The sequence below is a fragment of the Candidatus Brocadiia bacterium genome, assembly GCA_041658285.1.
Classification (GTDB): domain Bacteria; phylum Planctomycetota; class MHYJ01; order JACQXL01; family JACQXL01; genus JBBAAP01.
Genome location: JBBAAP010000001.1, coordinates 1 through 15,430 on the forward strand (window position 1 = coordinate 1; position 15,430 = coordinate 15,430).

Annotated in this window: 9 protein-coding genes; 2 read left to right on the plus strand and 7 right to left on the minus strand. The window is 45.5% G+C overall.

From position 1 onward, the window contains the following. The first annotated feature begins 213 nt into the window (after nucleotides 1-213). Both WC980_00005 and WC980_00010 read left to right on the plus strand, forming a co-directional pair. Nucleotides 214-4,110, plus strand: a complete 3,897-nt coding sequence (locus tag WC980_00005) for a hypothetical protein (GenBank protein MFA5793439.1) — start codon at nucleotides 214-216, stop codon at nucleotides 4,108-4,110. Nucleotides 4,111-4,620: 510 nt separating this feature from the next. Beyond that, complete coding sequence (locus WC980_00010; GenBank protein MFA5793440.1) at nucleotides 4,621-5,715, plus strand: glycosyltransferase; 1,095 nt, start codon at nucleotides 4,621-4,623, stop codon at nucleotides 5,713-5,715. Nucleotides 5,716-5,727: 12 nt separating this feature from the next. Here the strand turns inward: WC980_00010 and WC980_00015 are convergent, their stop codons facing one another. The 7 genes from WC980_00015 to WC980_00045 form a co-directional block, all read right to left on the minus strand. After that, nucleotides 5,728-7,029: a hypothetical protein gene (locus WC980_00015; GenBank protein ID MFA5793441.1), complete on the minus strand. Its 1,302-nt coding sequence runs from the start codon at nucleotides 7,027-7,029 to the stop codon at nucleotides 5,728-5,730. 18 nt (nucleotides 7,030-7,047) lie between these two features. Next, nucleotides 7,048-8,895: a glutamine--fructose-6-phosphate transaminase (isomerizing) gene (gene glmS, locus WC980_00020; GenBank protein ID MFA5793442.1), complete on the minus strand. Its 1,848-nt coding sequence runs from the start codon at nucleotides 8,893-8,895 to the stop codon at nucleotides 7,048-7,050. A 62-nt stretch (nucleotides 8,896-8,957) separates the two neighbouring features. Continuing rightward, complete coding sequence (locus tag WC980_00025) at nucleotides 8,958-10,583, minus strand: 30S ribosomal protein S1 (GenBank protein ID MFA5793443.1); 1,626 nt, start codon at nucleotides 10,581-10,583, stop codon at nucleotides 8,958-8,960. 1,049 nt (nucleotides 10,584-11,632) lie between these two features. Then, complete coding sequence (locus WC980_00030; GenBank protein MFA5793444.1) at nucleotides 11,633-12,640, minus strand: hypothetical protein; 1,008 nt, start codon at nucleotides 12,638-12,640, stop codon at nucleotides 11,633-11,635. 151 nt (nucleotides 12,641-12,791) lie between these two features. Then, nucleotides 12,792-13,400 carry a lysophospholipid acyltransferase family protein gene (locus WC980_00035; protein ID MFA5793445.1) on the minus strand — a complete coding sequence of 203 codons (609 nt, stop codon included), beginning with the start codon at nucleotides 13,398-13,400 and terminating at the stop codon, nucleotides 12,792-12,794. A 138-nt stretch (nucleotides 13,401-13,538) separates the two neighbouring features. Then, complete coding sequence (cmk, locus tag WC980_00040) at nucleotides 13,539-14,282, minus strand: (d)CMP kinase (GenBank protein ID MFA5793446.1); 744 nt, start codon at nucleotides 14,280-14,282, stop codon at nucleotides 13,539-13,541. Further along, a complete protein-coding gene (locus WC980_00045) occupies nucleotides 14,279-15,424 on the minus strand; it encodes a trypsin-like peptidase domain-containing protein (protein ID MFA5793447.1) in 1,146 nt (381 codons plus the stop codon). Before WC980_00045 ends, cmk begins: the two co-directional genes overlap by 4 nt. Nucleotides 15,425-15,430: the final 6 nt, after the last annotated feature.

The window sequence follows — 15,430 nt, forward strand, 5'->3', positions numbered from 1 at the left end:
TCTTCTATTATCGAGTCACTAAAAAAAGCATTAAAAGTTCATCCACATCTTACACAGTGGTTTTTATGTACGCCTACAAATTTTACTCCTATTGAACAGAATTGGTTTAAAAATACCTTACTAAGAGCAGCTCCCAAAAATAGAAAAATCAAGTTAATACATAGCGGAGATAGTGATTTTAATAATTGGCTTAGGAAACCCCAGTTTGCCGGAATGAGACAATATTTCTTTGGAGAATTAGAATTAACATTAGATTGGTTTACTAATCAATGCAAAAAACAAATAAGCCATATTGGGGATAAGTTTAATGGGTTACTGCATACGGAAACAGGCCTTGATTTGCACATTCATTCTATACTTTGTGATGCTGATTTTGCACAATATTTTAAAAGCAAGGTAGCCTATTTTAAAGATGATCTTGGTGAGTACCAAGAATCCATAAAAGAATTAAATACTCCACATTATCCGGAGGATATATTTTGGCCTTCTGAAAAGTTAGATTTGATTAAAGACGCGCAACAACTTAAGAAATTTTTCCTAGAAGCAATTAATCATCTTGATAAAGCGTATAATTTACTGCGAAACCAACAAATTAATGGAGTGCGCAAATTAGTTTGGGATAAATTACTTGATGGAATGACCCGGCAATATGAATTATATCATAGGCATATAAAATCATTTGATGTATCAAAGATTAAATATACTGGCAACCGAGAAACGGAAAAAGAACGATGTCTTCGTGAGGCTAACAATCTTATAGTTAAACCCACGTGGCAAGCCGAGGCGCTTATTAGAAATTTTCGGGCAATAAAAAATAGCATTGATACCACCAAACCAAATTTACATATTTTTGGGAATGCCGGACTGGGCAAGACGCATAGTGCCGCTAATATTTGTGCTATGCGATTAAAAGATAAATTACCAGCACTATTCTTAAATGGGAAAATATTTACCGGAACAGGGCTATTAAACACTCAGTTATTGGATAATTTAGATATACCTCGCAGTTATAATTTGAATGACTTTCTAAGCGCTTTAGACTCTGCTGCTGAGGCTTATCATACGCGCATTCCTATAATAATAGATGCACTGAATGAAGCAACGCAAAATGGAGAATTTTCAAATATATGGAGACGACACCTGTCTAGTCTAGTGAATGACATAGGAAGACATAAAAATATTGTTTTAATTACCACATGCAGGACGACTTATAAGCCCGCCATTTGGGACAATCAAGAGCCTCCTAATATTGCGTATACCTATGGGCTTGCCCATTATAATATAGAAGAAGCAAGCAAGAAATATTTTGATTTTTATAAAATCAAAGCGACCCCAACATCCTCAGCGCTATCACAATTTCACAATCCTCTTTATCTAAGAATATTTTGTGAAAGCCAGAATAAAGATCACCAGGTGGAAAAAAATATTTATATTGGGGATCGAACTATTTTCGATATTTTTGATGCTTACTTAGATCAATGCAATAAATCCGTTTGCAACAATTTAGATTTATTCCGCACAAGCAATGTATTAAAAAATATATTGAAGAATATATCAAAAACCTTATGGGAACAAAATGAACGCCATATTTCATTTGATAAATTCACAAGAATAACGGATGGGCAGGGCAAGGATAAATTAGTTCGGGGCTCCTCAATAGCAAACGCAATTCTTAACGAAGGATTATTAATTTGCCGAGATTGGAGCGATGGGACAGAAAATGTTTCTTTCACGTATGATTTTTTGGGGGGCTATCTTATTGCAAGATATCTTGTTGATAATTTTGGGCGCGATTTGAAGAAATTTGTACGCTTAGCTACAACAACCAAAAAACTATTTGGCCCTGATTATAAATTACGTCACCCCTTGAGCGAAGATATAGGGCGCTGTTTAGCCGCATTAATCCCTTCAATGGCTCAGCAATATTTACACAACCTTACGGATAATACAAAAGCGCTTGATCTTTCTGTCAGGGCTTTATTTGAAATCCCCCCATCCAGCATAGATAAAAAATGTATTGGTTTTATGGAGAAACTATTTAAATTCCCAGGGAATCGTAAGGCGCTTTTTGATCTTGCGATTCATACATTAGATCAAATTGGCCATCCTTTCAATGCGCTGTTCTGGTCAAAACAATTGAGGAAATTATCTATTCCAGAGCGGGATATAAGTTGGACAGAATTTATTCGGGAAAATGCCAGCAATTTTGGGAAAACTATAAGCGATTTAGAAAATATTTGTGAGCAAACTGATTTACCTTCAGATAAAACCGCGCAACAACAAGCAGCTCTTTTGGCCGAGCATATTATGTGGGGGTTGACTTCAACATCACATTCATTGAGAGATAAAGCCACAAAGGCACTTTATTGGTATGGTCGAAAATTCCCCAAAAACCTTTTGGATTTAACCATCAATTCATTGAGTATTAATGATACTTATGTTCCAGAACGTATGCTAGCAGCTTCTTATGGTGTGGCAATGGCATTACATAATGATTTAAATAACCCGAACTTTAGCCGAACAATTTTGCCTCAATTTGCCCAAAACCTATATCAATTGATGTTTGCAGGAAGAGCCCCATATTCCACAACGCATATTTTAATAAGAGATTATGCAAGATATACAATTGAAATTGCTCTTATGCGCAATAAGAACCTTTTGAGTGCACAGCAAATACAGCGGATAAGACCACCATTTAAAGATGGAGGGATAAGAAAATGGGGCAGAGAGCAAGATAGAAATAAAGACGAATACAAAAATGGTAATTGTCCGTTTGGCATGGATTTTGATAACTATACACTTGGTCGTTTGTTGCCGGATAGACAGAATTATGATTTCAAAAATAATGGGTATGTGGAAGTAAAGTCTAATATGTGGTGGCGAATATATCAATTGGGATATTCACTAGAAAAATTCGGAGAAATTGACAAGTGGATTCCCAGTTCCAATAGCCGCTCTGGATTTGAACAACCAGATAAAATTGATAGGTATGGCAAAAAGTATTGTTGGATAGCTTTTTATGAATTAGCAGGATATCGCAAAGACAAGGGATTACTAAAATATAGATGGGCTGTTGACGGGGAACGTATTTCAGATGCTGACATAGACCCAAGCTTCCCCGATGAGATTGAAACACCAGGAATAATAAAAACAGATTATCTCAAGGGTAATCCCAAAGAATTACATAAATGGATACAAAAAGGGCCTATGCCCAATATGGCAAATTATTTAATCACCCGTAATCTTACAGGCTTAAAAAGTCAGTGGGTTTTGTTGCAGGGTGATATTGCTCAAGAAAATTATACAACATGCAGAGGTATTCTTGTTTCGATAAATGGTTTTTTTATACGTAATATAGATTTGAAAACTTTTAATAAGAATAAATCCAAACTAACAAAAGCAAATAGTTCATCGCCGGAAACGGAAAGTGATTATTATACTTTTGCTGGAGAAATACCCTGGTGCGAAACCTTTCCTTTTGCCAGAGAAAAAAGTAAAATACAAATCCCTGTTGGAACAAAATTGGTAAGATATTCAGACGTAAACACGAAAATAGTTTACAAGGCTAATGGAATAGAGCTAACCAATGAACAACTCCAAGAATTCTTAAAAATAACTAGAGAAAATAATGAATCTCGCCAAAACGGTTCGCTAAATAAACTGGCATTAATAAAATCCAACTCGCCTAAAACTAGAACAGAAACAATTTATATTGAAATTCCCGTCGAACTCCCAGTGAGAAAATTCTGTTGGGAGAGTTATCATTCTATGGTTAATCCAGGCCAAAATATATGTATTCCTTCTAAAGAGTTGGCGCAAGAATTAGCCTTGCATATTACGCCACAATCTTTCGATATGCTTGATAAAAGAAGCGAAAAAGCGAGCGTGACGATGCAATGGGGTGATCTTTCGCATAATGGGCATAGGCTTATTTATTTGAGAAAAGATCTTTTAGATAGTTACTTGAAAATTAAAAATTATTCGTTATTTTGGGTTATTGATGGTGAACGTAGGTATAGACCCCAAGACTACCACTATATAAGCACCTACCCTAAAAAATATGGGGCTCCCTATGTATATTTTAGGAATATAAATACGTATAAAATATAACAGCTTTTTCTAATTATAGTAAAAAGGTTCGTCTTTCGCGAGAACTATGAACTTTTGAAACTAGTAAATATCTGAAAGCGAATTACACACCTTTGTAAAAATATTCTCATTAGTCAGTAAAATCACGCCATTCATTAACATTAACAAGTCAATCTGGAGGCTTTACTACGCTTGAAAATAGTCAAATTCATGTTGCATTAGTGTTGCAAATAGGGGGTAAAAAGTGGTCATTTACGGTAAATTGTGGTAGGTGGGTTATTTGCTATATCTCTTTATTTATCAATGATTTGTATCTAATTTTGTGTGTGGTAAAAAATGCTCCCATAGGTTTTTCAGTCCAGAGCTCTACCGCTGAGCTACCTACCCCGTTAGAAGTAAGACTTAGGCCGTACTTCTAACGGGGCAAGCCCATAACTTGCTCAAAGATTACACAGATATTTATCAATGTCAAGAAAAGAGAATAACTTATTTTATTTGAGTTCTTTATGACTTTATGGTTAGATTATTCCCATGCGCAAGATAATCATCTTTACGGCATCATACGGCGGCGGGCATAACAGCGTCTCCAACGCGCTGTCCGCTTATTTCAAGTCCAACTACCCGAAGATGTCCGTGGAGATAATAGATTTTATGGAGCGCTTTGTAGCCGGCGACCGGATTATGCGCGCCCTGTACAAGCAAAGCGCTAAAAGACTACCGGCCGCCTACGGGCTGTTCTTCAAACTGACCGACAAGCTCTTCGACAAGCAGATTTGGAAAAATAAGCTGGCCCCGTCGGTGGACAAGGTCAGGAAATTCCTGGCCGCTTATAAGCCCGACACGGTCATCTCGGTCTACCCCATCCCGGGCATCGTCGCGGCTATGCTCGGGCCGGAGCTGGGATTCAAGTCGGCCACCGTCATCACCGATTTCGGCGCGCACAGCCAGTGGATATATGACAAAACCGATATCTATTTTGTGCCCACCGAAAACCTGAAGCAATTCCTGGTAACCAAAGGCATAAAGACATCACGGATAAAGGTCACGGGCATCCCTATCAAGAGCACATTCTCGTCCCGAACCAGGCCGGAGCTGATACGCAAACAACTCGGGCTCAGGCGCAGGTTCACCGCCCTGTTGATGAGCGGGGAATACGGTTTCGGCAGCATCCGCAAACTCTGCCAACGCCTACTCAAGCTGGACCTACAGCTCATCGTCATCTGCGGTAAGAATAAAAAACTGTTCAGACGGATAAACGAGCTGAAGTATAAGGCCAAAGCCGACAACCTGGTCTGTTTCGGGTTCACCGACCGGGTCCACGAGCTTATGGCCGCCAGCGACGTCCTGATCGGCAAGGCCGGCGGAATAAGCGTCTCCGAGGCGCTAGCCGTAGGGCTGCCGTTGGTCGTCTACCGCCCTATCCCCGGGCAGGAAGTCTACAATGTCGATTACCTGGTCAACGAAGGCGCGGCCTTGTTCGGGCGTGATAAGGATGACGTCACGGCTAAGGTCGATTATCTGTCCACCCATCCAAAGAGACTGGCCGAGATGAAGAAACACGCCCGACAAATAGGCAAACCTAAATCCACACAAACTATCTGCCGGATGATTGCCGCATTAAAATAGGATTGTCCCGGTTCAGCGGGACTGATATTTGTTCTTATACCATTCACGCCAGGTGGTTTCATCCAGCTCAAAAGGCAGGTTAGTCAGGCTCCTGATACAGTTCAAAACCGTTTGCTTGAGATTATTATCCTTGAACTTGTCCAAGTATTCGAAAAGCATCTTGATGGCTTTATCGGCATCCTTCTCATCGACCAGTTGCGCGCACAGGAAGATATCCAGCGGCAATTCGCCTTTCAACGCCTGCTCCAGGAAAACCATGGGCTTTTCCAGAGCCGGGCCGACGTCAGGCGGGAAGTAACGGAGCAATATTTCCGGAGTGACAATTTGACGGAGCGTTTCCTGCTTATCCAGATGGTCAGCCAAGGCCTCGCTTTTGATCATCTTTGGCTTGATGCCCAGGTAAACATTATAGGTCCGGTAATAGATGCTTTCGGGCATGTCGCCTTTGGTGACGATGGTTACCGGGAATTCTTTTTTTTCGCCCGGTTTCAACTCGATGCCGTCAACACCCAATTTCACATCCTGCATCCTGGTTATGCTGTTGTAATCACCAGTGGTCGAATGCACGGTCATGGCGATATAGAGCACGGCCGGATTTGAACCCAGGTCTATCTGGACCGGCGAACGGCTGACGTTCTGCAGCCGAAAAACAAGTTCGGCCGTATCGCCGATTTCGTAGATGTTTTTCTGCCTGGAGGAAGTCAGGTTGGCCATCAGGATATTCTTCTGAATAACCCGTTCTTCTATGCTTATCAACAGCAGCTGGAGCTGCTCATGCACTTTCAGCCGGTTATCCATCATCAGCACCGCCCTGACCAGGCTGCGCGCCTCATCGTAACGCTCCTGCTGGCATAACCTCAAGGCGTCCAGGTATCTGCCGTAAAAATACTTCTCAATCACCTGCCGGTCCAGATTAGTCATCGATACCGCCGGGATATGTTTCAGCGACTTTAATTCTTTTTCTATAAAATCAGAGGTGAAACCGGCCCGCTCCATTATCCGTCGGGTCAGGTCCACATAAACAGACTTGTCTTTGAGGTAGTCTATCATAAACGGGATGACCGGCAACCCGATTTCCAGAAGCTGGCTGAAAGCCTGCTCGCGGATGACGGCTTCTTTAGATTCCAGCGCCGGGATAAGCTTGGTTATCCGAACCGCCTGTTCATGGACATCGCCGGACTCTTTTTCCTGGCTTACCGCCGGCTCGGGCAGAGCATCCTTGGAAACAGGATTGGAATCCTGGGCATAAGCGTGAGCCGACACAAGCCCAACGCTCAGGAAAAGGAAACAAATATATTTAGTAGTTACGGGCATATAATGAAATATCCGCGGTTATTCCACGGTAACGCTTTTAGCCAGGTTTCTGGGCTGGTCGATATTACAGCCTTTCTTGACGGCTGTGTGGTAAGCGAGCAGTTGCAGCGGGATAACCGTCAGAATAGGCGAAAGTATCTCCGGCGCGTCCGGCACATCGATGACTTCGTCGGCTATCTTCCCGATGCCCCGGTCACCGGCGGTGGCAATGGCGATAATCACTCCCTTGCGCGCCTTGACTTCCTGCATATTAGAAAGCATTTTCTCATATACCGCGCTCCGGGTGGCGATAGCCACGGTCGGGAAAGTATCGTCCACCAGGGCCAGCGGGCCGTGTTTCATCTCGCCGGCGCCGTAACCTTCGGCATGGGTGTAGGAGATCTCCTTCATCTTAAGCGCGCCTTCGTAAGCGTTAGGCAGATTATAGCGCCGGGCGATGTACATAAAGTTATGGGTATCATACCATTCTTTGGCGTAACGCCTGATGACATTATCGTGCTGGAGAACTTCGCTCATCTTCTGGGGCAAAAGCAGGAATTCTTTTATCAGTGATTTCTCCTGCGCCGGTTTCATAACGCCCCTGAGCCGGGCCAAATATATTGCCGACAGGATAACCACCGCCAACTGGGTGGTGTAAGCCTTGGTCGAAGCGACACTGATTTCCGGGCCGGCATAGGTGTAAAACACGCTCTGGACCTCGCGCGTCAGTGAACTGCCCACCGTGTTGCATACGGCCATGGTCACGACCCCGTGTTGCTTGGCGGCCCTGATAGCGGCCAGGGTATCGGCCGTTTCTCCGGACTGGCTTATGGCCACAACCAGGGTTTTGCTGTCAAGGACCGGGAGCGAATACCTGAATTCCGAACCGAGCGCAACCTCAACCGGTATCCGGGCCAGTTCTTCAATGGCGTATTTGGCAACCAGCGCCGCATGCCAGGCCGTGCCGCAGGCCACAAATACCACCCGGTTCACCTTGCGGAGCCGGCGCTCTATCGGCTTGTCGAAATTAAGCTTGATGGCGTACTTGACCGGGTCGATATAATAACGAATGGTATTGCCGACCACGCCGGGCTGCTCGAATATCTCCTTGAGCATAAAATGCGGATAGCCTTCCTTTTCGGCCGCAGTAATGTCCCAGTTGATATTCTTGATCTGGTAATTATTTTTCCGCCCTTCAAAGTCTATGATATCTATCCGGTGATTATCCCCGTCGCGCCGGGCATGGACAATCTGGCGTTCGGCCAGATAAATAACCTTTTTCGTGTATGGCAGGATAGCCGGGACATCCGACGCCAGGAAAGTTTCACGCTGGCCGACGCCGACTATCAGCGGGCTGTTAAGCCGAACCGCAAACAAACTGTCCGGATGGTCGGCAAAAATGATGGCCAGTGCAAAACTGCCCTCCAGCTCATTGACGGCTTTGCGCACCGATTCCAGCGGGTTATGGCTTCGTTTGTAATACGACTCTATCAGATGGACCACGACTTCGGTGTCGGTTTGCGAGCTGAATTTATGCCCGAGTTTGGTAAGCTTGGATTTTAAGGCCTGATAGTTTTCGATTATGCCGTTATGGACCAGCCCGATGCGGTTATCGCACGAGAAATGCGGGTGGGCATTGGCGCAGGACGGCGCCCCGTGCGTAGCCCAGCGAGTATGCCCTAGCCCGATTACGCCCCGGAGATGCCTGCTTTCAAGCTGTTTTTTAAGGACTGATAATTTACCCTGCGCTTTGTGCTGCTTGAGCGAGCCGTTATCCAGTATAACCACGCCCGAGGAATCATAACCGCGGTATTCTAACCGCGAAAGCCCTTCCATGATAAGAGGAAGAACATCACGATAGCTGAGGCTGGCAATTATTCCGCACATATATAATTATCAGGCCGCTGTTTTAGCAGCGGCCTGAATATTCTTATCGGCGTTAATATGCGTTATCCTTGAACGGCAGTTTCGGGGACCTTCAAAACCACCCGGCATTCGGCCGCGTCCAGTTTAAGGACCTGAACGTTGATGGTATCGCCCGCCTTGACGGCTTCGCCTTCCTTGGGCAGATCAACGGTGCCTTCCAGATTAGCTTCCAGATACACCACCGCGCCGTGAGTCGTCAGTTTCATGACTTTTGCCGGCACAATCGCGTTCTCCGGATATTTTTCCAGGAAACTCGTCTCCCATGGATTCGGCGTCAGCTGTTTGAGGCCGAGAGAAACGCGTTTTTTATCCGGGTCGACCGAAAGGATTACCGCCTCTATCTTGTCGCCCTTTTTGACCACATCCGACGGCTTGACAAACTTCTTGGTCCAGAGCATATCGCCGGCATGGAGCAATCCGTCAACGCCCTCTTCGATCTCTATGAACGCGCCGTAAGATGTGATATTCTTAACGCGGCCCTGGATTTTGGTCCCGGCCGGGTATTTCTTTTCGATCTCCGACCAGGGATTTTCCTCGAGCTGTTTCATACCCAAAGAAATCTCCTGATTACCGGGATCGCTCTTGAGGACCACTGATTCAATTATATCGCCGATGGCCACCATCTCGGACGGATGGGTCAGGCGCTTGGTCCATGACATTTCCGAAATATGAAGAAGCCCTTCGACGCCATGCTCAACCTCGACGAACACGCCGTAGGGAACTATATTGACCACTTTGCCTTTAATCTTGGTCCCGGCCGGGTATTTGGTGGCGACCTTTTCCCAGGGGTTCTCTGTCAGCTGTTTCATGCCCAGAGAAAAACGGCCTTTTTCGATCTCGACTTTAAGGACCTTAACGCCGATTTCCTGGTTCAATGCCACTACCTCGGACGGATGGCTTATCCTGCCCCACGACATATCGCTGATATGCAGCAATCCTTCGACCCCTTTGATATCAACAAACACACCGAAGTCCACAATGTTCTTGACAATGCCCTTAAGCACATCGCCTTCTTTGATCTCGGCTAAAAGCTTCTGCTTCATTGTTTCGCGCTGCTCTTCCAGATGCTGGCGCCGGGACACAATGATGCTGCGCTGGGCATGGTCGATTTTTATCACCTTGCATTCTATTTCTTTCCTGAGAAGATCCCTGAAATCATCGGTCTTATGAATATCCACCTGCGAGCTGGGCATAAATGCCTGGGTGCCCTCGACATCGATTATCAACCCGCCTCTGGTCTGGGTCATAACCCGGCCATGAATCAAGCTGCCTTCCTTGTAATTATTGACAATCCGCTCCCAGGAACGCTGGCGGTCAGCCTTGTTCTTGGATATGACCAGCATGCCCGCGTCATCATCGATCTCGTCGATGAATACCTCCACTTCATCACCGGCCACGAATTTATCGTCCGGCCCGAATTCCGACTTCGGCAGAAGCCCTTCGGACTTATACCCCAGGTTAAGAACAACGTCCTTGTCGGTGACATTGACCACCTTGCCTTTGACGATAGTTTCCGGCTTGAAATCCCTGATGGATTCGGTGTAGATCTTGGAGATATCTTCCTCTGAATAGTTCGCCAGGTGCGCCTTGATTTCCTTTTCGATTAGTTCGCTTTCCGGTTTGGTGTTTTCCACTTCCTTAGCTTTCATTGCTTAGGTTAAACCTTTCTTTATATCAAAAAGAGTGTTCACCGCTATTTGCCGAACGGCTACGACTCTCCCCAATATGCTTTCTACAAAAGCCCTGTACAAATAGCAAAATTACAAATTAATGTCAATATTTTATGCAGTTTGAGCGTAGCGCATTAGTGGCAGTTAGAGCAGAGCGAGTTATCTGCCACTTACCCCTGAGCAAAGCGAACGGGGCTTACTGGTACTTTCGATAATACTCAGGATAAACAAATCACAGAGTCAATAATATTTGCACTGGGCTAGTGCCAGTCGGAGTCCCGCCCGAACGACGCAGTCGGGCAGGCAGGATATCCCGGTGCGCAGCCTCCTGTAAGGACTTATCCCGATGAGCCCCACCAAGGGAGGGGTAGGTCCTATATCATCTGGAAAACACATTAGCGAAGCTCATCACCAGGAGCATTAATCCGTATTTTTAAAAGGGTATGAGTTTACGATACACCCTCTCCCCGTTTTCGATACCACCAGTCCCGATTTTCGATACGCCTAATCCCAGTTTCCGATACGCCCAGTCCCGATTTTCGATATCCCTAATCCTAGTTCCCGATACGCCCAATCCCGGTTTTCGACACCCCCAGTCCCCGTTTTCGATATCCCTAATCCCGGGTTTCGATATGCCCAGTCTCGGTTTTCGATACGCCTAATCCCCGTTTTCGATACACCCAGTCCCCATTTTCGATACGCCCAGTCCCCGTTTTTGATATCCCTAATCCCGGTTTTCGATACGCCCTATCCCGATTTTCGATATCCCTGATACCCGTTTTCGATACAGGTATTAGGGGTTAAGGGGGGAGGGGGTAGGTATCTCCCCCCCCCTGCCTGGAAGTGCGTTATATTCGTTTTAGGGCCAGAAACTGACAGCAAATCATACTATAAGGCCAATTTTTGTTGTTCCTAATGTGTGTAGCACCTACATAGGGGCTCTTATCCCGACGGATATCGAGATCAACCCAGAAACCTGTCAATTTTGGTCGTTCTTGATGTCTGTCGCATCTACAGGCCTGTCCCGCCTACTCGCTCAATACTTCGTTAGAAAATAAAAGCATTTTATATGCAGGCCGAGGGACGGTATCAATTACGTCAGATACAATATCCCAAGGCGTATTGCCGGTAGCATTAATTTTCAAGTAAGATGTTGGTTGTTCATTCCCGGAATAGGGGAAACGGTAGTATAACTGACAGGTAAAATTAGTATCTTTAAATTCTCTAAAACCACCAGGGGCTAAAGCATTCCATGCTTCATTTTTATACTTAGTTCCATCCACAGTAAAAATAGATTTTCCTTTTTCATTATTCCAGTAAATATCAGCGGAAACTATTGTGCCATCAATTTTATAAGGGATGTTTATCCTTAATGTTGCTCCCTCCTTGGCTTCGCCCATGGTGACAGATAAAATATTACCTAAAGAATTAAACACCGGAGGTATCCAAGCAGAAAAAATATCGTGTGTTCCATTGCCTTCTCTGGTGACAAGCAGTATGTTACAAAAACCCATTTCTGCGCACAATTTTAAAACACCATGGACTAATTCCCAGGCTGCTCCATAATCAACAAGCAAACGAATACTTAATGTGCTTAATTTTGACCATTCCTTATGAGGATTTTGGGCGAACTTGACTCTCAGCAAATCACGCAAATCATGAACAACCACGAAATTACTATTAGCCCCAATTGCCCAATGGGTTTTATCCTGACATGGTGGTATTATGTGAAATAACGAGGATATTCTTTTTTCATGCGTTTCACACGGAATAATCTTGTGGATAATCCAAATGTCCATATATTTATCCCTGTCCAATAGGCCGAAACCACTCTGTTTAGCATTTTCCATTTCGGCAAGTTGCGCGGCCCTGGTTGTATAAAAAAATTCTGTTATTTTGGGTAATTTATTATTATCGATTCTCTCCATCGGTTGTGCTATTCCCGCTGATTGGCTACAGCCAAATACGGAGATAACCAACACGAAAACGAATAAAATTTGCATACTAACAACAATCAACTTACAATCCCTTTTCATTTTTTCCTCCTTTTATTATGTGGAATTCTGGGGACACCATACTCAATTCACCTTCGTCTTTGGTTTCGGACCAGGTTTTATTTGTCTGGCAACACCCACCTTGATGCCTATCAAGCTATCCGCCCGGATGAACCGTTCGGACGGGTTTCCCTTACTTGAGTTTTTCCAGGCTTGTTATCTGCCCTCTTACTTTTCCCAGGACCGCATCCGAAGGCATTGCACTATCAGGATATACCGGTTTTGTATAATCCAGCCTGACCGAACTTAACCGCACCGGCAGACTGGCCTGCCGGGGCCAGATATTGTATGCGCCACTGATATATATGGGAATAATCGGTGTGTTGCTTTTTTGGGACAAGAATGAAATACCGCCCTTAAATTCCTTTACCCGGCCGTTATTGGTTCGGGTCCCCTCCGGGAACACCACAATAAGCTTGCCCTCTTTCAATAAACCGATGGCTTTCCTTATGATATCTGAACTGGTAGCTTCCCTGTTAAGAGGCACCGCGTTGTGCAGCGTTATGAAAAGTCCAAACAGCCAATTGGCCGAAAATAACTCCTGCTTGGCCAGGAAATATATCGGCCGGCTTGTGCCCATGGCGATAAGAACCGGATCGAGAAAACTCTGGTGGTTTGAGGCGAGTATCCCGCCTCCTTTTAACGGCACATTATTCTGCCCGCGGGCGCGGTATCCTAAAAATATGATTACCAGAAACCTGAGGATGAAATGGCTGAGCTTATAGCAGATTGTATTAAGCAAAATGATGCTCCACTAACCCCAATAGAGCTACGCTCATTGGGATAACGTGGCAGGTAATACCTAAAAGGTATAATATAATAAATATACCTTAAGGTATAACGTCATGCCGTGCCTACGACACGGTATGACTAACTGCCACTAACTGTATCTGAGTTTTCGCCGGCCCAGTACCGGATGCTGGCTGACAGAATATAGAATCCGGTGAACCACCTGGTTTATGGTCATTCCGGTCGTATCCACGACAACCGCGCCTTTGGGCTTAATCAGCGGCGCGACCTTCCTGGACTTATCGCGCGCATCGCGCAGTTTTATTTCCTTCAAGACCTGCTCATAGGTTAACTCGGTATCAGGCGCAGAACGCTTATCGACTTCGCTGCGGTCCTCTATCTGCAACTGAAGCTCCATAAACCGGCGCCGGGCGCGCTCGGAATCCGAGGCATCCAAATAAAACTTCACCATCGCGTCCGGAAAAACAACACTGCCCACATCACGGCCTTCGGCCACGTAGTTTCCTTTGCCGGCCAGCTTGCGCTGTATGGCCAGTATCTCTTTCCGTATCGCGGGCATCTCGGCCAGGTGGTAAACCTGATTGGTAACTTCCGGCGTCCTGATGCGCTTGGAAATATTCCGGCCGTCCATCATGACCTTTGTCCCCGAGTCGGTCTGGCGAAAGCGGATCCGCGATGATTTTACCAGGCGAACCAGGGCTTTCTTATTCTTAAAGCCGACTCCCCTGTTAATCACTTTCCAGGTGACAGCCCGGTAAATAGCGCCGGTATCCAGGTAATGGAACCTCAGGCGCTTAGCCACCAGCTTGGCAATAGTGCTTTTGCCCGCGCCGGCCGGACCGTCAATCGTAATAATTATTCTGTTTGCTTTCATTGCCTCTCACCTATCGACGCCTTAATGGATTGTTCCTTGCCGTTTCGGATTATCTTAATGTTAATATCATCTCCGACATTCTTCTTATTAATTACTTTAGTAATATCCTCGGGCGTTTCAATCTTTTTAGACTCAATTTCCATAATAACATCGCCCTCAAGAAGGCCGGATTTTTCGGCGTCAGAACCCGGGACGACCCGGAGCACAAATACGCCTTCAGGTTTGGCCATCTTAAGATGCTTAAGCAAATCATCGACACCGTCCAAGCCGTAAGAAATAGCCAGGGCTTTGTCAATCGGGCTGGCCTGGACGCCCAGAAAAGGCCTGGCCACCCGGCCCTTTTCAATAAGCTTATTCATAATATACTTGGCGCGGTTAATGGGTATGGCAAAACCGATTCCCTGGTAACCGCCAGAGCGGCTTATGATCGCAGAGTTTATGCCGATAACCTGCCCGGTCAGCGCTACCAGAGGCCCGCCGCTGTTGCCGGGGTTGATAGCCGCATCGGTTTGGATAAATCCCGAATAATCCCCGGAAATGTTGCTGGAAGCCAGGTCTCTCTTAGCGCTGATGATACCCGATGTCACGGTATTACCCAGCCCGAACGGGCTGCCGATGGCCACAACCATCTCGCCGACTTCAACCTTATCCGAATCGCCCAGCATCGCGGACGTAAGCTTATCGGTGGTGATTTTAACCACAGCCAGGTCGGTCATAGAGTCAGAGCCGATAACCTTGCCGATAACTTCGCGTCCGTCCAGAAGGGACACCTTTATTTCATCCGCACCCTGAACCACATGAGCGTTGGTCAGGATGTATCCTTTTTCATCGACAATAACTCCCGAACCAATCTGCATGGTTTCCGCCTGGGGCGACCTGCGGAAAAAGTTCCAGAAGAAATCATCGTCGTGAGCCAGTAATGTTTTCTTGGTGCTGATACTTACAACGGAAGGCTGCACGAATTTAACCACCGTGATAAACGGCTTTGAAGCATCCTTAAACGCCAACAGCTCCTGCTGCATCTTGACCCGCTCCTCGGAAGATTGTGCAACCGAATAACTGCCATCATAATACTTGCCCAGAAACAATCCCAGAGCAATCCCGAAAAACAGAATCGCCACCAACTGCCATTTTCTCATCATAATATT

Excerpts from the sequence above, each read along its gene's own strand:
- WC980_00005 (MFA5793439.1), top strand. The coding sequence starts at position 214 with ATGAGACAATATTTCTTTGGAGAATTAGAATTAACATTAGATTGGTTT.
- WC980_00010 (MFA5793440.1), top strand. The coding sequence starts at position 4,621 with ATGCGCAAGATAATCATCTTTACGGCATCATACGGCGGCGGGCATAAC.
- WC980_00015 (MFA5793441.1), bottom strand. The coding sequence starts at position 7,029 with ATGCCCGTAACTACTAAATATATTTGTTTCCTTTTCCTGAGCGTTGGG.
- glmS (MFA5793442.1), bottom strand. The coding sequence starts at position 8,895 with ATGTGCGGAATAATTGCCAGCCTCAGCTATCGTGATGTTCTTCCTCTT.
- WC980_00025 (MFA5793443.1), bottom strand. The coding sequence starts at position 10,583 with ATGAAAGCTAAGGAAGTGGAAAACACCAAACCGGAAAGCGAACTAATC.
- WC980_00030 (MFA5793444.1), bottom strand. The coding sequence starts at position 12,640 with ATGAAAAGGGATTGTAAGTTGATTGTTGTTAGTATGCAAATTTTATTC.
- cmk (MFA5793446.1), bottom strand. The coding sequence starts at position 14,282 with ATGAAAGCAAACAGAATAATTATTACGATTGACGGTCCGGCCGGCGCG.
- WC980_00045 (MFA5793447.1), bottom strand. The coding sequence starts at position 15,424 with ATGATGAGAAAATGGCAGTTGGTGGCGATTCTGTTTTTCGGGATTGCT.